General features: G+C 69.9%; 13 protein-coding genes. 4 read left to right on the top strand and 9 right to left on the bottom strand.

Annotation, left to right across the window (positions count from 1 at the left end; all coding sequences use genetic code 11):
- Positions 1 to 101 precede the first annotated feature (101 nt).
- Positions 102 to 1607: a DUF4192 domain-containing protein gene (locus CTZ28_RS27650; RefSeq protein ID WP_121892427.1), complete on the bottom strand. Its 1506-nt coding sequence runs from the start codon at positions 1605 to 1607 to the stop codon at positions 102 to 104.
- A 141-nt stretch (positions 1608 to 1748) separates the two neighbouring features.
- Here CTZ28_RS27650 and CTZ28_RS27645 point away from each other — a divergent pair, with 141 nt between their 5' ends.
- Together CTZ28_RS27645 and CTZ28_RS27640 are read left to right on the top strand one after the other, a co-directional pair.
- The gene (locus CTZ28_RS27645; RefSeq protein ID WP_121892426.1) at positions 1749 to 3914 is read left to right on the top strand and encodes a RecQ family ATP-dependent DNA helicase; all 2166 of its coding nucleotides are present in this window, start codon (positions 1749 to 1751) and stop codon (positions 3912 to 3914) included.
- Positions 3915 to 4196: 282 nt separating this feature from the next.
- Complete coding sequence (locus CTZ28_RS27640) at positions 4197 to 4817, top strand: hypothetical protein (protein WP_121892425.1); 621 nt, start codon at positions 4197 to 4199, stop codon at positions 4815 to 4817.
- A 280-nt stretch (positions 4818 to 5097) separates the two neighbouring features.
- Here CTZ28_RS27640 and CTZ28_RS27635 read toward each other — a convergent pair whose 3' ends face one another.
- From CTZ28_RS27635 to CTZ28_RS27625, 3 genes are all read right to left on the bottom strand, one after another.
- Entirely contained in the window at positions 5098 to 5709 is a 612-nt protein-coding gene (locus CTZ28_RS27635; protein WP_121892424.1) for a hypothetical protein, read from the bottom strand.
- A 68-nt stretch (positions 5710 to 5777) separates the two neighbouring features.
- On the bottom strand, positions 5778 to 6479 hold the full coding sequence (locus tag CTZ28_RS27630) for a ribonuclease HII (protein ID WP_121892423.1): 702 nt from the start codon (positions 6477 to 6479) through the stop codon (positions 5778 to 5780).
- An 82-nt stretch (positions 6480 to 6561) separates the two neighbouring features.
- On the bottom strand, positions 6562 to 7185 hold the full coding sequence (locus tag CTZ28_RS27625; RefSeq protein WP_121892422.1) for a TetR/AcrR family transcriptional regulator: 624 nt from the start codon (positions 7183 to 7185) through the stop codon (positions 6562 to 6564).
- A gap of 187 nt (positions 7186 to 7372) precedes the next feature.
- Between CTZ28_RS27625 and CTZ28_RS27615 the strand changes: the two genes are divergently transcribed.
- The gene (locus CTZ28_RS27615) at positions 7373 to 8920 is read left to right on the top strand and encodes an MFS transporter (RefSeq protein ID WP_121892421.1); all 1548 of its coding nucleotides are present in this window, start codon (positions 7373 to 7375) and stop codon (positions 8918 to 8920) included.
- A 295-nt stretch (positions 8921 to 9215) separates the two neighbouring features.
- Here CTZ28_RS27615 and CTZ28_RS27610 read toward each other — a convergent pair whose 3' ends face one another.
- The 3 genes from CTZ28_RS27610 to CTZ28_RS27600 all read right to left on the bottom strand — a co-directional run bounded on the left by CTZ28_RS27610 (position 9216) and on the right by CTZ28_RS27600 (position 11514).
- The gene (locus CTZ28_RS27610; RefSeq protein ID WP_121892420.1) at positions 9216 to 10118 is read right to left on the bottom strand and encodes an ADP-ribosylglycohydrolase family protein; all 903 of its coding nucleotides are present in this window, start codon (positions 10116 to 10118) and stop codon (positions 9216 to 9218) included.
- A gap of 12 nt (positions 10119 to 10130) precedes the next feature.
- Entirely contained in the window at positions 10131 to 10790 is a 660-nt protein-coding gene (locus CTZ28_RS27605; protein ID WP_121892419.1) for a histidine phosphatase family protein, read from the bottom strand.
- Between the two features lie 118 nt (positions 10791 to 10908).
- The gene (locus CTZ28_RS27600) at positions 10909 to 11514 is read right to left on the bottom strand and encodes a YdbC family protein (RefSeq protein WP_121892418.1); all 606 of its coding nucleotides are present in this window, start codon (positions 11512 to 11514) and stop codon (positions 10909 to 10911) included.
- A 148-nt stretch (positions 11515 to 11662) separates the two neighbouring features.
- On the opposite strand from CTZ28_RS27600, the gene CTZ28_RS27595 reads away from it, so the two are divergent.
- Positions 11663 to 12211 (top strand): TerD family protein, encoded by a 549-nt coding sequence (locus CTZ28_RS27595; protein WP_398656837.1) that lies wholly within the window; start codon positions 11663 to 11665, stop codon positions 12209 to 12211.
- A 268-nt stretch (positions 12212 to 12479) separates the two neighbouring features.
- On the opposite strand, the gene CTZ28_RS27590 is transcribed toward CTZ28_RS27595, so the two are convergent.
- On the bottom strand, positions 12480 to 15365 hold the full coding sequence (locus CTZ28_RS27590) for a vitamin B12-dependent ribonucleotide reductase (protein WP_121892416.1): 2886 nt from the start codon (positions 15363 to 15365) through the stop codon (positions 12480 to 12482).
- Between the two features lie 163 nt (positions 15366 to 15528).
- On the bottom strand, positions 15529 to 16080 hold the full coding sequence (gene nrdR, locus CTZ28_RS27585) for a transcriptional regulator NrdR (RefSeq protein WP_121892488.1): 552 nt from the start codon (positions 16078 to 16080) through the stop codon (positions 15529 to 15531).
- Positions 16081 to 16370: the final 290 nt, after the last annotated feature.

The following is a 16370-nucleotide window of genomic DNA, read 5'->3' as shown; positions in this document are numbered from 1 at the left end:
CGCGGTTCCAGGCTCGCCGTCGTGTCCGGTGGAAGGTCGCGCTCCCGGCGCAGCGGTTCTGCGGTGGCCGGCGCGTCGGCAGGCGGCGGGTCCGGCGCCGCTCACGAATCCTCCGCGGCGCCGTCGTCACCGGACCGTGTGCCTCCCGTCGGTGCGGGCCCGTGTCGCGTGTCGTTCCTGTTCGCCGCACGGGTGCCGCCCGGAGCCGGCGCGCCGGGGCGTGTGGAGCCTTCGGCCCCGGACGGGCGCCTGGGGGCGAGCCGCGGACGCCGACCCTCCGCTCGCACCGGACGGGCGGCGCCGTCAGCGCCTCCCCGGATGCGGACGCGGCGCCGACGGCGTGATCCCGGCTCGGAGGGGTCCTTGCCTGCTGCGGGCGTCTTCTTCTGGTCCGTCGCCGCTGCCGCTTCGGTCCGTGCCTCCGCGTGTTCGGCGCGCTCCGCGCGCAGACATCGGCGGACCGTCTCCGGATCCAGACCCTCGTTGCATGCCTGGTGCAGAAGACGGGCGAACAGATAGTCGGGGTCCGCTCCGAGGGCCATCGCCAGTGCTTCCCTTGCCTCCAGATCGTCGCCGCTGGACCAGGCGACCCAGCCCGCGAGGGTGAGCGGCGCGGCGGCGTGTTCGCCGTACGGGCCGACGCAGCGGCGGGCCAGGGCACGCCACAGGCGCAGGGCGGGGCCGGCGTCGTCGTCCTCCATCCACGCGGCGGCCCGGTCACGGGTGGTGCGGTCCTGGAGGCCGAGGATCAGCTGGGCCGCTTCGTCGTGGGTGAGCAGTGCGTCGTCGCGCAGATCCGCCGGGAGTGTGCCGGGCACCGCCGGCGCCGCCGCGAACCGGGTGAGCACGCGCTCGGCGAGGCGCAAGGTCTCCTCCGCCACGTCGGCGCGGGCCGCGTCGTCGAGGATCCGGGGCACCAGAGCCGTTCCTGCCGTGTCCAGGGCGATCTCCTGTTCCAGTGCGGCGGAGGTCTCCCAGGGCAGCAGTCGGGCCCGCAGCTCGCGCAGCGTGCCGCGCACCTGGAGGCCGGCGTAGGTCGCGGCGGCGGCCAGCACGGAGGTGCCGGGCAGGCCCATGGGTGTTCCGTCGTCCGGACAGCAGCCCACGTTCGGGCAGCAGTACGACCAGAAGCGGCCGTCCGAGATGCACAGGGCCTCGATGACGGGCACGTCCAGGGTGCCGCATTCGGTGCGCAGGAACTGGGCGAGCGGCTGAAGGCGTTGCATGACCTCGCGGCCGGTCTCGCCCTTCGCCGGTTCCTGGCAGACGTAGGCGACGATCTGTGCGGGCCGGGCTCCCCGGCGTTCGCTGCCGGCCACCAGGCCGTGTGCCAGTTGCCGGGCGGCCGGCTCCCAGTCGTCCCTGCTCGCGGGAATGCCGAGCCGTGCCCGGCCGCCGAACCGGCCGCGTCCGTCCCGGTCGTGGAGGGCCACCAGCACGATGCTGTCCTCGGGGCGGTATCCGAGCAGATACGGCAGGGCGTCGGCCAGCTCGGCCGGGGTGCGCAGGGTCACCTGGGCGTCGTGGGCGGTGCGACAGTCGGGTGCCTTTTGTTCCGTGACGTCGCTGTTTTCGGTGGGTCCGGTCGATTCGCTGTGATTCGTCATGCGCAGACGATCTCGCGGATGTCGAAGTTCCGGTTGAGCCTGTGGATAAGTCAGAGCAGGGACACGTCAACGGCGGCCGGGGCCCGTCCCTTGTCCACAGGTGCCGTCCGGTTGTCGCCGGTGTCCTGTTGGATGGGACGCATGGAGCACACGAGCAACACGGATCTGCGTGCACAGGCCGACACCGTCCTCGCCCGGCTGGTCGGGGACGCCACGGGCGCAGCCCGGCTGCGCGAGGACCAGTGGCGGGCGATCGAGGCGCTGGTCGCCGATCGCCGCAGAGCCCTGGTCGTCCAGCGCACGGGGTGGGGCAAGTCCGCGGTCTATTTCGTGGCGACCTCGCTGTTGCGGGCCCAGGGCAGCGGACCCACCGTGATCGTCTCGCCGCTCCTCGCGCTGATGCGCAACCAGGTGGAGGCCGCGGCCCGGGCCGGCATCCACGCCCGGACCATCAACTCCTCCAACACCGAGGAATGGGATGCCATCCAGGCGGAGATCGCGGCGGGTGATGTCGATGTCCTGCTGGTCAGCCCGGAACGCCTCAACAACCCCGACTTCCGCGATCAGGTCCTGCCCAAGCTGGCCGCCGCGACCGGGCTGCTCGTCGTGGACGAGGCCCACTGCATCTCCGACTGGGGCCATGACTTCCGTCCCGACTACCGTCGGCTGCGCACGATGCTCGCGGACCTCCCGCCCGGCGTGCCCGTGCTGGCCACCACCGCCACGGCCAACGCGCGCGTGACCGCCGATGTCGCGGAGCAGCTCGGTACGGGCGGCTCGTCGGACGCGTTGGTCCTGCGCGGCCCGCTGGACCGGGACAGCCTGAGCCTGGGCGTGCTACGGCTGCCGGATGCCGCGCACCGCATGGCCTGGCTCGCCGACCACCTCGACGACCTGCCGGGCTCGGGCATCGTCTACACGCTGACGGTCGCAGCCGCCGAGGAGGTCACCGCCTTCCTGCGACAGCGCGGGCACACCGTCGCCTCGTACACGGGCAAGACGGAGAACGCCGAACGGCAGCAGGCCGAGGAGGATCTGCTCGCCAACCGGGTCAAGGCGCTGATCGCGACCTCCGCGCTCGGTATGGGCTTCGACAAGCCGGACCTGGGGTTCGTGGTGCACCTGGGCTCGCCCTCCTCCCCCATCGCCTACTACCAGCAGGTGGGCCGGGCCGGCCGAGGCGTGGAGCATGCCGAGGTGCTCCTTCTGCCGGGGCGGGAGGACGAGGCGATCTGGGAGTACTTCGCGTCGCTGGCCTTCCCGCCCGAGAACCTGGTGCGCCGCACGCTCGATGTCCTCGCCGGTTCGGACCGTCCGCTGTCGCTGCCTGCCCTGGAGCCCCTGGTGGAGCTGCGGCGCTCACGCCTGGAGGGCATGCTGAAGGTTCTTGACGTGGACGGGGCGGTCAAGCGGGTCAAGGGCGGCTGGATCGCCACCGGGCAGCCGTGGACGTACGAGGCCGAGCGGTACGACTGGGTGGCCCGCCAGCGGAAGGCCGAGCAGCAGGCCATGCGCGAGTACGCCGCCGCCACGGGCTGCCGGATGGAGTTCCTGCAGCGGCAGCTGGACGACGAAGGGGCGAAACCGTGCGGCCGCTGCGACAACTGCGCGGGGGCCCGGTTCTCGGCGGACACGTCCGTGGTCGCGCTGGACGCCGCGCGCGCCGATCTGGGCCGCGCGGGTGTCGAGGTCGAGCCCCGGCGTATGTGGCCGACGGGGCTGCCGGCGATCGGTATCGACCTCAAGGGGCGGATTCCCGCCGGGGAGCAGGCGGCGCCGGGGCGCGCGTTGGGGCGCTTGTCGGACATCGGCTGGGGCAATCGGCTGCGGCCGATGCTCGCGCCCGGGGCAACGGACGCGCCCGTGCCGGACGACGTGGCGAAGGCCGTGGTGGACGTGTTGGCCGGCTGGGCCAAGGGGCCCGGCGGCTGGGCCCCGGGGGCCGCCGACACGCAGCCGCGGCCGGTCGGCGTGGTCACCGTCGCCTCACGCAGCCGGCCGCAGCTGATCCACTCCCTGGGCACGCGCATCGCGGAGATCGGCCGCCTGCCGCTGCTCGGGTCGGTGGAATACGTCGCAGAGGCGCCGCGGATGTCCCGCAGCAACAGCGCGCAGCGTCTGCACGCGCTGGACGGGGCGCTGGCCGTGCCACCCGCGCTGGCCTCCGCGCTGATGGCGGCGAGCGGTCCGGTGCTGCTCGTGGACGACTACACCGAGACCGGCTGGACCCTGGCGGTCGCGGCCCGCCTTCTCAGAAAGGGGGGAGCGCAGGGAGTGCTGCCGCTCGTTCTGGCCGTCCAGGGCTGACACCAGCCGGGCCGGCGTGCGCTCGGCGGGTGGCGTCCGAAAGCGTCCTGATCGCCCGCCCCACGAGTCGCCGGACGACCCTCTGGGTAGGGATATAAGCCACAGACCGCTGGATAAGGGTCGGTGACCCCAATTGCTCGTTGCCGCATCCCAGTTCGACAGGAAGAATTGAAGTCCGCTCCCCGCACGGCTCGTCCGTGATCCGGTTGGGCTTTCTGCGGTGTGCGCGTCCCTCGAATCCGACCCCGCCCGCAGTGTGGGCGCGTAGCCGAAGGGAGGAACGTGACCTTCGGATTCGCTCCGTCCTCGGCGGCATCGTTCTCGACGCCCGCGTCCGCCGCTTCCGCCAGCCGCCTGCTGGAGCCCGCGGAGTGGGCCGCCGCGGGGATCCCGCTGCTGCGCAACCCCCGTGAGGTCGTCAGCGGGCTGCACACCCGGCACCGGCCCAGGGCGACGACCGCGGTCGTCGCGGTCCTGGACCCCGAGGAAAGACTGCTGGCGAGCGCCTCGTTCGCCCGTCGCCCGGTACCGGCCGACGGGTGGATGTTCCGCAATGCGCTGCTGTCCCAACTGCGCCGGGTCATCCCGCACGACCTGCGGCGCCGCACGCCCGTGCGCACGGCGGTGCTGCTCTACTGCCGTGAGGGCGACGCGCGTTGGACGGAGGAGGACGGCGCCTGGATGTGGGGACTGCGTGACGCCTGCACGCTGCACGGGTTGCGCTGCGGGGCGTACATCACGCTGACCCGGGACGGCTGGCAGGTGCTCGGCGAGGGCCGTGGCGGGCGTCGCCCGAACATGGACTCGGTGCCGGAACCTTTCGCCACCGCGGACGCCCCGCCTTCGCCACCCCGCACCGGTGGCGCCGTCTCCGAGGTATTGCGCCGCGCGGCGGCCCGTTGAGCGGTACCGTCTGACCAAGCGGAGCCGCTCCGTGCTCTGCGGAGCCTGCCGGTCTCGCGTCGGCCTGTTCGGCCGACGCCGGGACGAGCGCAGCGGTGGGATCGGCGCAGTGCCCTGGTGACAGCAGACGAATGCCCGGTGCCGGTGCGGCGCTCCCCTCAGGAGCAGTCGTCCTCCGGTATCCGGGCATGCCGAAATCACCACCGTGCCCATGCCGCCGAAGCGGCATCTTCGACGTCCTCGCCGTCCTGCGATGTTCCGGCAGGATGCCGGACGCGGCTCAGACGCCCGTGCCCAGCACCGAGTTGATCTGCTGCGGGTCACCGCAGACGATCAGCAGAGCACCGGCTCGGGCATGAGCCAGCGGGAGGGCGACGGCAGCAGCGGTATCCGGACCGCCGTTGACCGCCACGACCACCACCGGACGGGATGCCGCACGGGAGGCGACGGCGGCGTCCGTGTAGAAGACGTCGTCGCCGGCATCGTGCTGCGCCCAGTAGGAGGCGTCGCCGAAGGACAGTTCGTGCTCGGCCCACGGGTGCGGCCGACCGGTGGTGATCACCAGCACATCACCGGGGGCGCGGCCCGACTCCAGGAGCAGGTCCACCGCCTCGTCGGCGGCATCGAGCGCTCCCTCGGCGGAGGCCGGGATCAGTTGGATCTGCGGGTTCGCCGCCGGAGCGGCGGAAGCGGCCGGACCCGGCGGGCCCGGCTTGGCAGCGGCTACGTCACGCGGCGTACGTTGCACGGGCGGCGCGGGCCGGAGAGGGCCTGGACGACCGGGACGCGACGGAGCCGCGGGGCGGGGGCCGGGTACGGGACGAGGGGTCGGCGCGGTGCGGGGACCCTGGGCACTCTCGTGAATCTGAGGCTCCTCGGGAATGAGAGGCATGAGCTGATATTTATCAAACGCCGGTCTGGTTCGCGTGACCGGGTGGCACAACAGTGCGAGTGGAACCGTCAGAAGTCGAAGCCGAGCTGACCCTCGATCTCCGGAACGCTTCCCTCCGCCCAGCTGCGGACCTTCTTGAGGTGCCGCCACTGGGGCAGCGCATCAAGATACGCCCACGACAAACGGTGGTACGGGGTGGGGCCCCGCTCCTCCAGCGCGGCCTTGTGCACGGGAGACGGATACCCGGCGTTAGCCGCAAAACCGAAGTCTGCATGGTCGATACCCAGTTCGGCCATCATTTTGTCGCGCTGAACCTTGGCGATCACCGAGGCCGCCGCCACCGCCACGCAGGAGCGGTCGCCCTTGATCACCGTACGCACCTTCCAGGGCGCACCCAGGTAGTCGTGCTTCCCATCGAGGATCACCGCGTCGGGGCGGACCGGAAGGGCCTCCAGGGCACGCACTGCCGCGAGCCGCAACGCCGCCGTCATCCCCAGTTCGTCGATCTCCTCCGGGGAGGAATGCCCCAGGGCGTAGGACGTCACCCACGTCCGCAGTGCCTCGGCCAACTCCGTGCGCCGTTTGACGGTGAGCAACTTGGAGTCGGTGAGCCCCTCGGGAGGCCGGCGAAGTCCGGTGACGGCCGCGCAGACGGTGACGGGTCCGGCCCACGCGCCGCGGCCCACCTCGTCGACACCGGCAATGACCTTCGCTCCGGTCGTGGCGCGAAGGGAGCGCTCGACGGTGTGAGTAGGTGGTTCGTACGGCATGGCGCCCTTAGCGTACGCCGCCAGGATCCCCGAGCGACACCCCGGCCCACCGCTCCGGCCGAGGTGCCACCGCGCCCCGGGGTCAGGCCCCCTCAGGCCGGAGCAACGGCAGCATCAACTGGTCGATCATCTCTTCGATGTCACGATCGGGCCATTCACTGACGCACACTTTGGCGCGGTACATCATCATCGCCGGAATGGCGTCGTAGACATAGCCGTTAGCGGCGTCGGGGCGCACCTCTCCCCGCTCCACTCCTCGGATGATGACCTCGTGCAGCAACTTGATCGTCGGCTCCACGAGGCCCTCGATGATCACACTGTGGAAGCGCTCCGCCTGCATCGAGTCGCACTCGTGAATCACCGAGCGCAGCGCGGAACCGGGGCGGGAGAACATCGCGTCACGCGCCTGGAGGCACAGGGCCAGCAGATCCTCACGCACACTCCCGAGGTCGGGGGCCTCCTCCAGCTGCGGCAGTGCGGCCTGCAGAGCGTCCGCGACGAGATCTTCCTTGGACGACCAGCGGCGGTAGACCGCGGCCTTGCCGGTCTGGGCGCCGGCCGCGACCCCCTCCATCGTGAGGCCGTTCCAGCCGACGGTGCTGAGCTGCTCCAGGGCGGCATCGAGGATCGCGCGTTCCAGCACGGCGCCGCGTCGGCGAAGGGAGGCCGCCTGAGCGGGGGCGGCCGTCCAGTGCGAGGTAACCATCTGGATTTCTCCAACAGACAAGGGGAGGCGGGGATTCCGGCACAGGGGACGCGCCACATGGCGGCAGCGGGGGACGCGACGCGCGGGGAAGGATTAAGTGAACGCTTGCGTTCTCTGTTGGGGACTCACTACCGTCGACGCGACAGTGAACGCGAGCGTTCACTAACGCCTTCGTGGGGGACCCATAGTGACAACCTCTCAGCTCATTCAGGACAAAACACCAGGAGCGCCCGGCCGGAAGGGGCATTCCGGTATCGCGCTCACTGTCATCGCGGCCTGCCAACTCATGGTGGTACTCGACGCGACGATTGTGAACATCGCGCTCCCGCACATTCAAGACGCGCTCAAGTTCAGCACCACGGATCTCACCTGGGTGGTCAGCGCCTACACGCTCACCTTCGGTGGCCTGCTGCTGCTCGGCGCGCGAGCCGGCGACATCCTCGGCCGCCGCCGAGTGTTCATGGCCGGCATCCTGCTGTTCACCTTCGCCTCGCTGCTCGGCGGACTCTCCCAGGAGCCCTGGCAACTGCTCGCCGCGCGTGCCCTGCAGGGCGTGGGTGGCGCGATCGCTTCGCCGACCTCGCTGGCCCTCATCACCACCACGTTTCCCGAGGGGCCGGAACGCAACCGGGCGTTCGGTGTCTTCGCCGCCGTGTCCGCGGGCGGCGGCGCCGTCGGTCTGCTCGCCGGCGGCATGCTGACCGACTGGCTCGACTGGCGGTGGGTGCTCTTCGTCAACGTACCGATCGGCATCCTGATCGCCGCGCTCGCACCGCGGTTCATCAACGAGTCCGAACGGCACCCGGGACGCTTCGACATCGCGGGCGCGCTGACCTCGACCCTGGGCATGGCCTCTCTCGTGTACGGCTTCATCCGCGCCTCGGAGGACGGCTGGCGCGACAGCCTGACCCTCGTGTCCTTCGGAGCGGCCGTGGTGCTGCTGCTGGCCTTCGTCTTCACCGAGATGCGGGCCAAGGAACCGATCACCCCGCTGAAGATGTTCGCCGACCGCAACCGCTCGGGCACGTATGTGATCATGTTGAGCCTGGCCGCGGCGATGTTCGGGATGTTCTTCTACATCGTGCTGTTCGTGCAGAACGTGCTGGGCTACAGCCCGATCAAGGCCGGGTTGGCCTTCCTGCCCGTGACGGTCGCGATCGCCGTCGGGGCCGGCCTGTCGCAACGGTTCCTGCCCACGCTCGGTCCCAAGCCCTTCATGATCACCGGCGCGACGTTCGTCGTCACCGGACTCACCTGGCAGACCTTCATCAGCCCCGACAGCTCCTACCTCGGAGGGGTGCTGGGTCCGATGCTGGTGTTCGGCTTCGGCATGGGCCTGAACTTCGTGACGGTGACGGTCACGGCCGTCTCCGGCGTCGCCCAGCACGAGGCGGGCGCGGCGTCCGGGCTGCTCAACGCCACACAGCAGGTGGGCGGTTCGCTGGGACTGTCCATCCTGACCACGGTCTTCGGCTCGGCGAGCAAGGACGAGGCGGCGAAGCAACTGCCGAAGTTCCTCGCCGACGGCTCGCCCGCCCAGAAGGCGGAGTTCGCCAAGACGCAGCAACTGCCCGCGCCTTGGGGACACGAAGTGCTCGCGCACGGCATCTCGACCGCGTTCATACCCGCCGTCGCGATGGCCGTACTCGCCCTGGCCACCGCCTGGCTGGTGATCAAGGTGCGCAAGAGCGATCTCGAAGCCCTCTCCGGAGTCGCGGGCCCGGGGATCGGCTGAGCCGGAAGACTCCCCACACGACCGCGGATGACCGGACCCGGCCCAAAGGACAGACGGCGAGGGCGGCGGTCCGGCCATCCGCAGCACGGCCGCCCAGGCCGAGAGGAAGACCAGCACCACCGGCACAACCGGCACCAGCACGACGAACGCCATCACCACACCCCCTGCCACCCGCGAGCTCTCTCGTCCGCGCGCACCCACACGTCGCACAGCCGATATCAGGACAACGCCCGCTCGTCACGCAGAGTTCCCGGCATTCACACAGGGTTCTGAACGCTGGTGCCGACCGAAAGTGTCAGGCCGCCGCCATCCAGTCCGGAAGCGTCTCCGCACGCTCCAGCCACTCGCTCGGCGGCGTCCCGGCCTTTCCCGCTGCCAACACGCCGCCCACTATGGCGCAGGTGGTGTCGACATCCCCGCCGACCTCGGCAGTCGTCCAGAACGCCGCCTCGTAGTCACCGAGCACGCGGGCCGCCGACCAGAGGGCGAACGGGACGGTGTCGTGGGCGGACGTATGCCGTCCGCAGCCCAGGACGGCGGCGACAGTGCCCGCGTCGCCGTAGTCCAGCATGTCCCGGGCGCGCCGCAGACCCGAGGCCACGGCGCTCTCCGGCACGAGCGCGACGACGCCGTCGAGAAGCGCCTCAGGACCGGGCGGGCCGCCGGGGGCGGCGGCCAGCGCGGCAGCCGCGGCGACGGCCATGGCCCCGGCGACGGCCTCAAGGTGCTGGTGCGTCGTGTACGCCGAGATCTCCGCCTGGTGGATCGCCTGTTCCGGATCGTCCGCGTACCAGGCGCCCAGGGGTGCGATCCGCATCGCCGCGCCGTTGCCCCAGGACCCCTGTCCGTCGAAGAGCCCGGCGGCCAGCTCACGCCAGTCGTGGCCCTCGCGGACGAGCCGCAGCAGGCGGTTGACAGCCGGCCCGTATCCGCGGTCGAAGTCGTGGTGCGCGGCGAAGGAGTGAGCGAGCGCGTCCTGGTCGATGCGGTGGTGCGCAGCGAGGACGGCGACCACGGAGCAGGCCATCTCGGTGTCGTCCGTCCACTGCCAGGTGCCGGGCGGCAGTTCGCGGCGCTTCAGCAGTGGACGGTTCGCCGGGACGAAGAACTGGGAGCCGAGCGCATCCCCCACGGCCAGTCCCCGCAGGCTGGTCAGGGCGCGGTCCAGGCGCCCCAGAGGGGAGGAATCAGCGGTCATGATCCTGCCACTCTATCCGGTGGTCCAGTGCGGCAGCGGGTCCCGCCAGCGCTCGAAGGGCCGGTCGAGCGTGTACTTGCCGTCATCACCGAGAACGAGCATGCGCATCTCCGCGTTCCCGGGGTTCGACAGCGATTCGAATTCCGCGACCGTCCAGTGGAACCAGCGCATGCAGAACAGCCGCATCGCCAGCCCGTGGGTCACCAGGAGCACGTTCGGAGGATGGTCCGGGGCCTCGAAGCTGCGGAACAGGCTCTCCAGGAAGCCCCCGACCCGGTCGTACACGTCGGCGCCCGACTCGCCCTGCGGGAAGCGGAAGAAGAAGTGCCCGTACGCGTCACGGTAGGTCTTCTGGAGGCGTACGTCGTCGCGGTCCTGCCAGTTCCCCCAGTCCTGCTCACGCAGTCGCGGTTCCTCGCGTACCCGTATCAGCTCGGGGTCGAGGTGGAAGGCGCGGAGCGTCTCGTGCGTACGCCGGTACGGGGAGACGTACACGCTCACCCGCTCGCGGCCGAACACCTCCCGGACCCGCTTCCCGGTCTCCGCAGCCTGCTGCCAGCCGCGCTCGGTGAGCGCGAGGGCATGGTCGGGTTCCCGCTCGTAGACGGAGTCATCGACATTGCCCGTCGACTCGCCGTGCCGGACCAGTACGATGCGCCGTGGTCGTGCCATGCCGAAACCCTAGATCGAGTGACGCCCGGCCGAGCAATTCTGGGCGCTCCATACGGCGTAGGTCACACGAATCCTGCACCATGGGCCACACAGGGGCACACGCCTCGCGCCCTCGGCGTCAGACCGTCCAGGTCGGCTCCAGTTCCACGATGTCACCGGTGAGCGCCGCGACGTCCGCCTCGGTCTGTGCCCGCAGGGCCAGCCGCTCCACGCGCTCGGTGCGGTACTTGCCGTGCTCGGCGGCCGAGCGCCACATCGACAGGATCAGGAACTCGTGCTCCGGGGCCTCGGCGAACATGCCGCGGATCATGCCGGGCGAGCCGGCCATCGCGGGGTTCCAGACCTTCTCCTGCATCAGCGTGAAGTTCTCCACGCGTTCTTCGTGGATACGGCAGAGGGCGACACGGATCAGGTCGGAGTCCGCGAACCGCGGTTCGAAGCCGGTCTTCACATCGAAGCGGTACTCGAACAGCTTGACCTGGCTGTCCTTGAAGGTGCCCGCCTGGGTCGCCGCAAGCCGGTCGTGGGAGCGGGCCATGAAGGAGTCGTAGAAGGCGCGGCTTTCCCAGAAGGCGAAGGTGTGCGCCACGCCGGGCCGCTGTCGGCTCCAGCCGCCGCCCTGCCCGCGAAATCCCGGCTCCCCCAGAAGCCCCGCCCATTTTCGCTGCCCCCGCTCGAACCCGCGGCGGTCCACCACGGTGCAGCGAATCCACTTGACCAGCACCGCGCCATCGTAAGGCCATGGAGCGTGGCACCGGTCACGCTCCGCGAGAGATCACCCACGCGCCGGCCCGCAGCACATGGCACGATGGACAACGAACCTTGGCTACCAGGGAGTTGGGACGCAACCCAGAGGGGGAAGGGGAAGCCTGGTGAACGGCTTGAGCAAGGGGATCCGCAAGGTCGAGGTCGCGTTGAAGTGGGATCCGAGCCCGGCGGGACAGCCGCCGACCGATCTCGACCTCATCGCCGCGACGTACGGGAAGGACGACCCGTACGGCACGCCTGATTATCTGGTGCACTTCGGCAGCCGCTCGCCCGACGGCACGATCTCCCTCAACCGGGACAGTGCGGACGGGAAGGGATTCGGCTCGGACGAGGTCATGGCGCTGGAACTCGACCGGCTCAACGACCGGTACGCGCGCGTGGTGGTCGGTGTCGTCATCCAGCAGCGGTCCGCGGACCGCAGATTCGCCGACGTCCTCAATCCGGAGGTGGACATACGCGAGGGCTACACCGTCCTTGCCGAGGACGATTTCGCATCCGTCCCCGGGGCGACCGCGGCGACCGTGGCGGAGTTCGTCCGTGGCGAGTCCGGTGCGTGGGAGTTCCGTCCCGGGGTCCATGGCTTCGAGGACGATCCCGCGACCTTCAGCAGGACCATGGGCCGGCGCGGCGGCCCCAGCGGTCAGCCCGGGTAGGGGGTCGATCGCAGGAGTCCGCGCCGATGCGTCCAGGGCCGCCGGCGGTGGGTGACGCCGTACGGCGAACCGCCCGTGTCGCGTGTGCCGTCGCGTATGCCCGGGTCGGCCGGAAGCACCCATTCCGGGCGCCGAGCGAGCAGCACGTTGTCGTGCTCCAGGATGTGCTGAAGGGGACCGGTCGGCGACCGGTCCCCTTCAGAATCCACAGATCAGCCGGCTTCGCGGGTCACGTCGAGTGGTGCCTCCGACGCGATGCCGCCCGGTGTCAGCTGCAGCCGCTCGTCGAGCCGCAGCCCTCGCAGATGTAGCAGGAGCCGGCCCGCTGCATCTTCGTGCCGCAGGAGAAGCACAGCGGGGCGTCGGCCTGGATGCCCAGCTGCATCTCCACCAGCTCGGCGCTGGTGTGTGCCTGCTTCGGGGCGGGGCCGGCCGCCTCGCCGCCGGCCCGCGGGGTGGACACGGCCTTCAGGTCGGTCTGGCGCGGCGCCGACTGGGCCAGGCCCTCGACGTCGACCTCGTCCTCCGCCTGCTCGTAGGAGCCGGTCTCCAGGTGACGCTGGCGCTCCTCGGCGGAGTGAATGCCGAGCGCGGAGCGCGTCTCGAAGGGCAGGAAGTCCAGCGCCAGACGGCGGAAGATGTAGTCGACGATCGACTGGGCCATCCGCACGTCCGGGTCGTCGGTCATGCCGGCCGGCTCGAAGCGCATGTTGGTGAACTTGGAGACGTACGTCTCCAGGGGCACGCCGTACTGAAGGCCGACGGAGACGGCGATGGAGAAGGCGTCCATCATGCCCGCGAGGGTCGAACCCTGCTTGGACATCTTCAGGAAGACCTCACCGAGACCGTCGTCCGGGTAGGAATTGGCCGTCATGTAGCCCTCGGCGCCGCCGACGGTGAAGGACGTGGTGATGCCTGGACGTCCCTTCGGGAGGCGCTTGCGGACCGGGCGGTACTCGACGACCTTCTCGACCTTGGGGGCCTCCTCGGCCTTGACCTCGGTCTTCTTGTCGTCGTCCTTCTTCTTCGCGGAGAGCGGCTGGCCGACCTTGCAGTTGTCGCGGTAGATCGCGAGCGCCTTGACGCCCATCTTCCACGCCTCGAAGTAGATCTCCTCGACCTCCTCGACGGTCGCCGATTCCGGCATGTTGACCGTCTTGGACAGGGCGCCGGAGATCCACGGCTGGATCGCGGCCATCATGCGGACGTGGCCCATCGGGGAGATCGCCCGCTCGCCCATGGCGCAGTCGAACACCTCGTAGTGCTCCGGCTTGAGGCCGGGGGCGTCGATCACATTGCCGTGCTCGGCGATGTGGGCGACGACCGCCTCGATCTGCTCCTCCTGGTAGCCCAGGCGGCGCAGGGCCTGCGGGACGGTGCCGTTGACGATCTGCATCGAGCCGCCGCCGACCAGCTTCTTGAACTTGACCAGGGCGAGGTCGGGCTCCAGGCCGGTGGTGTCGCAGGACATCGCGAGACCGATGGTGCCGGTCGGGGCGATGACGGACGCCTGGGCGTTACGGAATCCGTTCTTCTCACCGAGGCGCAGCACGTCCTGCCAGGCCTCCGTGGCGGCGGCCCAGACCGGGGTGTCCAGGTCGTCCATGCGCACGGCCGTGCCGTTGGCGTCGGCGTGCTGCTTCATGACGCGCTTGTGGGCGTCGGCGTTGCGGGCGTAGCCGTCGTACGGGCCGACGACCGCGGCGAGTTCCGCGGAGCGGCGGTACGACGTGCTGGTCATCAGGGAGGTGATGGCGCCGGCCAGGGCGCGGCCGCCGTCGGAGTCGTAGGCGTGGCCGGTGGCCATCAGCAGGGCGCCCAGGTTGGCGTAGCCGATGCCGAGCTGGCGGAACGCGCGCGTGTTCTCGCCGATCTTCTGGGTCGGGAAGTCGGCGAAGCAGATGGAGATGTCCATCGCGGTGATGACGAGTTCGACGACCTTCGCGAAGCGCTCGACCTCGAACGACTGGTGGCCCTTGCCGTCGTCCTTCAGGAACTTCATCAGGTTCAGCGAGGCGAGGTTGCAGGACGTGTTGTCCAGGTGCATGTACTCGCTGCAGGGGTTCGAGCCGTTGATCCGGCCGGACTCCGGGCAGGTGTGCCAGTGGTTGATGGTGTCGTCGTACTGGATGCCGGGGTCGGCGCACGCCCAGGCGGCCTCGGCCATCTTGCGGAACAGCTCCTTGGCCTCGACCTCCTCGATGATCTCGCCGGTCATCCGCGCGCGGAGGCCGAACTTTCCGCCCTGCTCGACGGCCTTCATGAACTCGTCGTTCACGCGGACCGAGTTGTTGGCGTTCTGGTACTGGACGGAGGTGATGTCGTCGCCGCCCAGGTCCATGTCGAAGCCCGCGTCACGCAGTGCGCGGATCTTCTCCTCCTCCTTCACCTTGGTCTCGATGAAGTCCTCGATGTCGGGGTGGTCGACGTCGAGGATGACCATCTTGGCGGCGCGGCGGGTGGCTCCGCCGGACTTGATCGTGCCCGCCGAGGCGTCGGCGCCGCGCATGAAGGAGACCGGACCGGAGGCGTTGCCGCCGGAGGACAGCAGCTCCTTGGAGGAGCGGATACGAGAGAGGTTCAGGCCGGCGCCGGAGCCGCCCTTGAAGATCATTCCCTCTTCCTTGTACCAGTCGAGGATCGACTCCATGGAGTCGTCGACGGACAGGATGAAGCAGGCAGAGACCTGCTGGGGCTGGGGCGTGCCCACGTTGAACCAGACGGGGCTGTTGAAGCTGAAGATCTGGTGCAGGAGGGCGTACGCCAGCTCGTGCTCGAAGATCTCGGCGTCGGCGGGCGAGGCGAAGTACTTGTAGTCCTCTCCGGCCTTCCGGTACGTCTTCACGATGCGGTCGATCAGCTGCTTGAGGCTGGTCTCGCGCTGCGGGGTGCCCACGGCACCACGGAAGTACTTGCTGGTGACGATGTTGACCGCGTTCACCGACCAGAAGTCGGGGAACTCGACGCCACGCTGCTCGAAATTGACCGAGCCGTCGCGCCAGTTGGTCATGACGACGTCACGACGCGCCCACTCGACCTCGTCGTACGGGTGTACGCCGGGAGTGGTGTGGATGCGCTCGATACGCAGTCCCTTGGTGGCCTTGGCGCCCTTGGCTCGGGAACCTCGTGCCGGACCGCTCGCCGTCTCTGTCATGCCGCCTCCCTGTACGGGCTAAAACGCCCTGAAGTGCCCCGATGTTCCCGTGGCACGGTGTTCTGTCTTGTGTTGCGGGCTCCCACACGCTGCCGCCCACAACAGGTCTTCACTCGCCGCCGACCGGCCGGATCCCGGACCCCCGTCCGCCCCGGCGCACCTTTCAGTCGGCAGCGTGGGCGGGCACGGGGACCTCGTCAGTCCCTCCGCGCCCGCGCTCGTCCTCCTGGCTCCCCGCTCCCGCGTCATCGTCGTCCGCGGCGGGGCCTCGCGTCGCTTCCCTGAGCTCGGCGATGGCCGCCTCGAAGTCCTCGAGCGAGTCGAACGCCCGATAGACGGAGGCGAACCGCAGATAGGCGACGAGGTCCAGCTCCTGCAACGGGCCGAGTATGGCCAGCCCCACGTCGTGGGTGGTCAGCTCGGCGCTCCCGGTGGCCCGCACCGCCTCCTCGACCCGCTGGCCGAGCTGGGCGAGCGCGTCCTCGGTGACGGGCCGCCCCTGGCATGCCTTGCGCACACCATTGATGACCTTGGTACGACTGAAGGGCTCGGTGACTCCGGACCGCTTGACCACCATGAGCGAGCACGTCTCCACGGTCGTGAAGCGGCGGGTGCAGTCCGGGCACTGGCGGCGCCTGCGGATCGACGTGCCGTCGTCGGTCGTCCGACTGTCCACGACACGGCTGTCGGGGTGCCTGCAGAAGGGGCAGTGCATGATCTCCAACCCTCCTCACAGCAGACTCAACGGCCTCGAAAGACCTCCTGGGTCCCTCGAAGCAGCCCCCAGCATAGGCGATCTCTCGGACATCGAAGACCCGGGGGACCACAACTTGTGGGCAGCTGTAGCAATCCAACCACTACATGTGGTGCTTGGCTCAACACATCGACACGCGCGCGTGTCGCGTGCGTACCGAGGGAAGGGATACGGGGATACCGTGGACGCCACGCGGAGGACGCGTGCGACTGCGGCACAGAAGGGGATCGGTTCCCGGTCGACGGGACTCC

The organism is Streptomyces shenzhenensis (assembly GCF_003688995.1).
Lineage (GTDB): Bacteria > Actinomycetota > Actinomycetes > Streptomycetales > Streptomycetaceae > Streptomyces > Streptomyces shenzhenensis_A.
This window is presented reverse-complemented; position numbering and strand designations above follow the sequence as displayed.

Bases quoted from the DNA above. Each gene is read 5' to 3' on its own strand.
- CTZ28_RS27650 (WP_121892427.1), bottom strand. From the start codon at position 1,607: ATGACGAATCACAGCGAATCGACCGGACCCACCGAAAACAGCGACGTC.
- CTZ28_RS27645 (WP_121892426.1), top strand. From the start codon at position 1,749: ATGGAGCACACGAGCAACACGGATCTGCGTGCACAGGCCGACACCGTC.
- CTZ28_RS27635 (WP_121892424.1), bottom strand. From the start codon at position 5,709: ATGCCTCTCATTCCCGAGGAGCCTCAGATTCACGAGAGTGCCCAGGGT.
- CTZ28_RS27630 (WP_121892423.1), bottom strand. From the start codon at position 6,479: ATGCCGTACGAACCACCTACTCACACCGTCGAGCGCTCCCTTCGCGCC.
- CTZ28_RS27625 (WP_121892422.1), bottom strand. From the start codon at position 7,185: ATGGTTACCTCGCACTGGACGGCCGCCCCCGCTCAGGCGGCCTCCCTT.
- CTZ28_RS27610 (WP_121892420.1), bottom strand. From the start codon at position 10,118: ATGACCGCTGATTCCTCCCCTCTGGGGCGCCTGGACCGCGCCCTGACC.
- CTZ28_RS27605 (WP_121892419.1), bottom strand. From the start codon at position 10,790: ATGGCACGACCACGGCGCATCGTACTGGTCCGGCACGGCGAGTCGACG.
- CTZ28_RS27590 (WP_121892416.1), bottom strand. From the start codon at position 15,365: ATGACAGAGACGGCGAGCGGTCCGGCACGAGGTTCCCGAGCCAAGGGC.
- nrdR (WP_121892488.1), bottom strand. From the start codon at position 16,080: ATGCACTGCCCCTTCTGCAGGCACCCCGACAGCCGTGTCGTGGACAGT.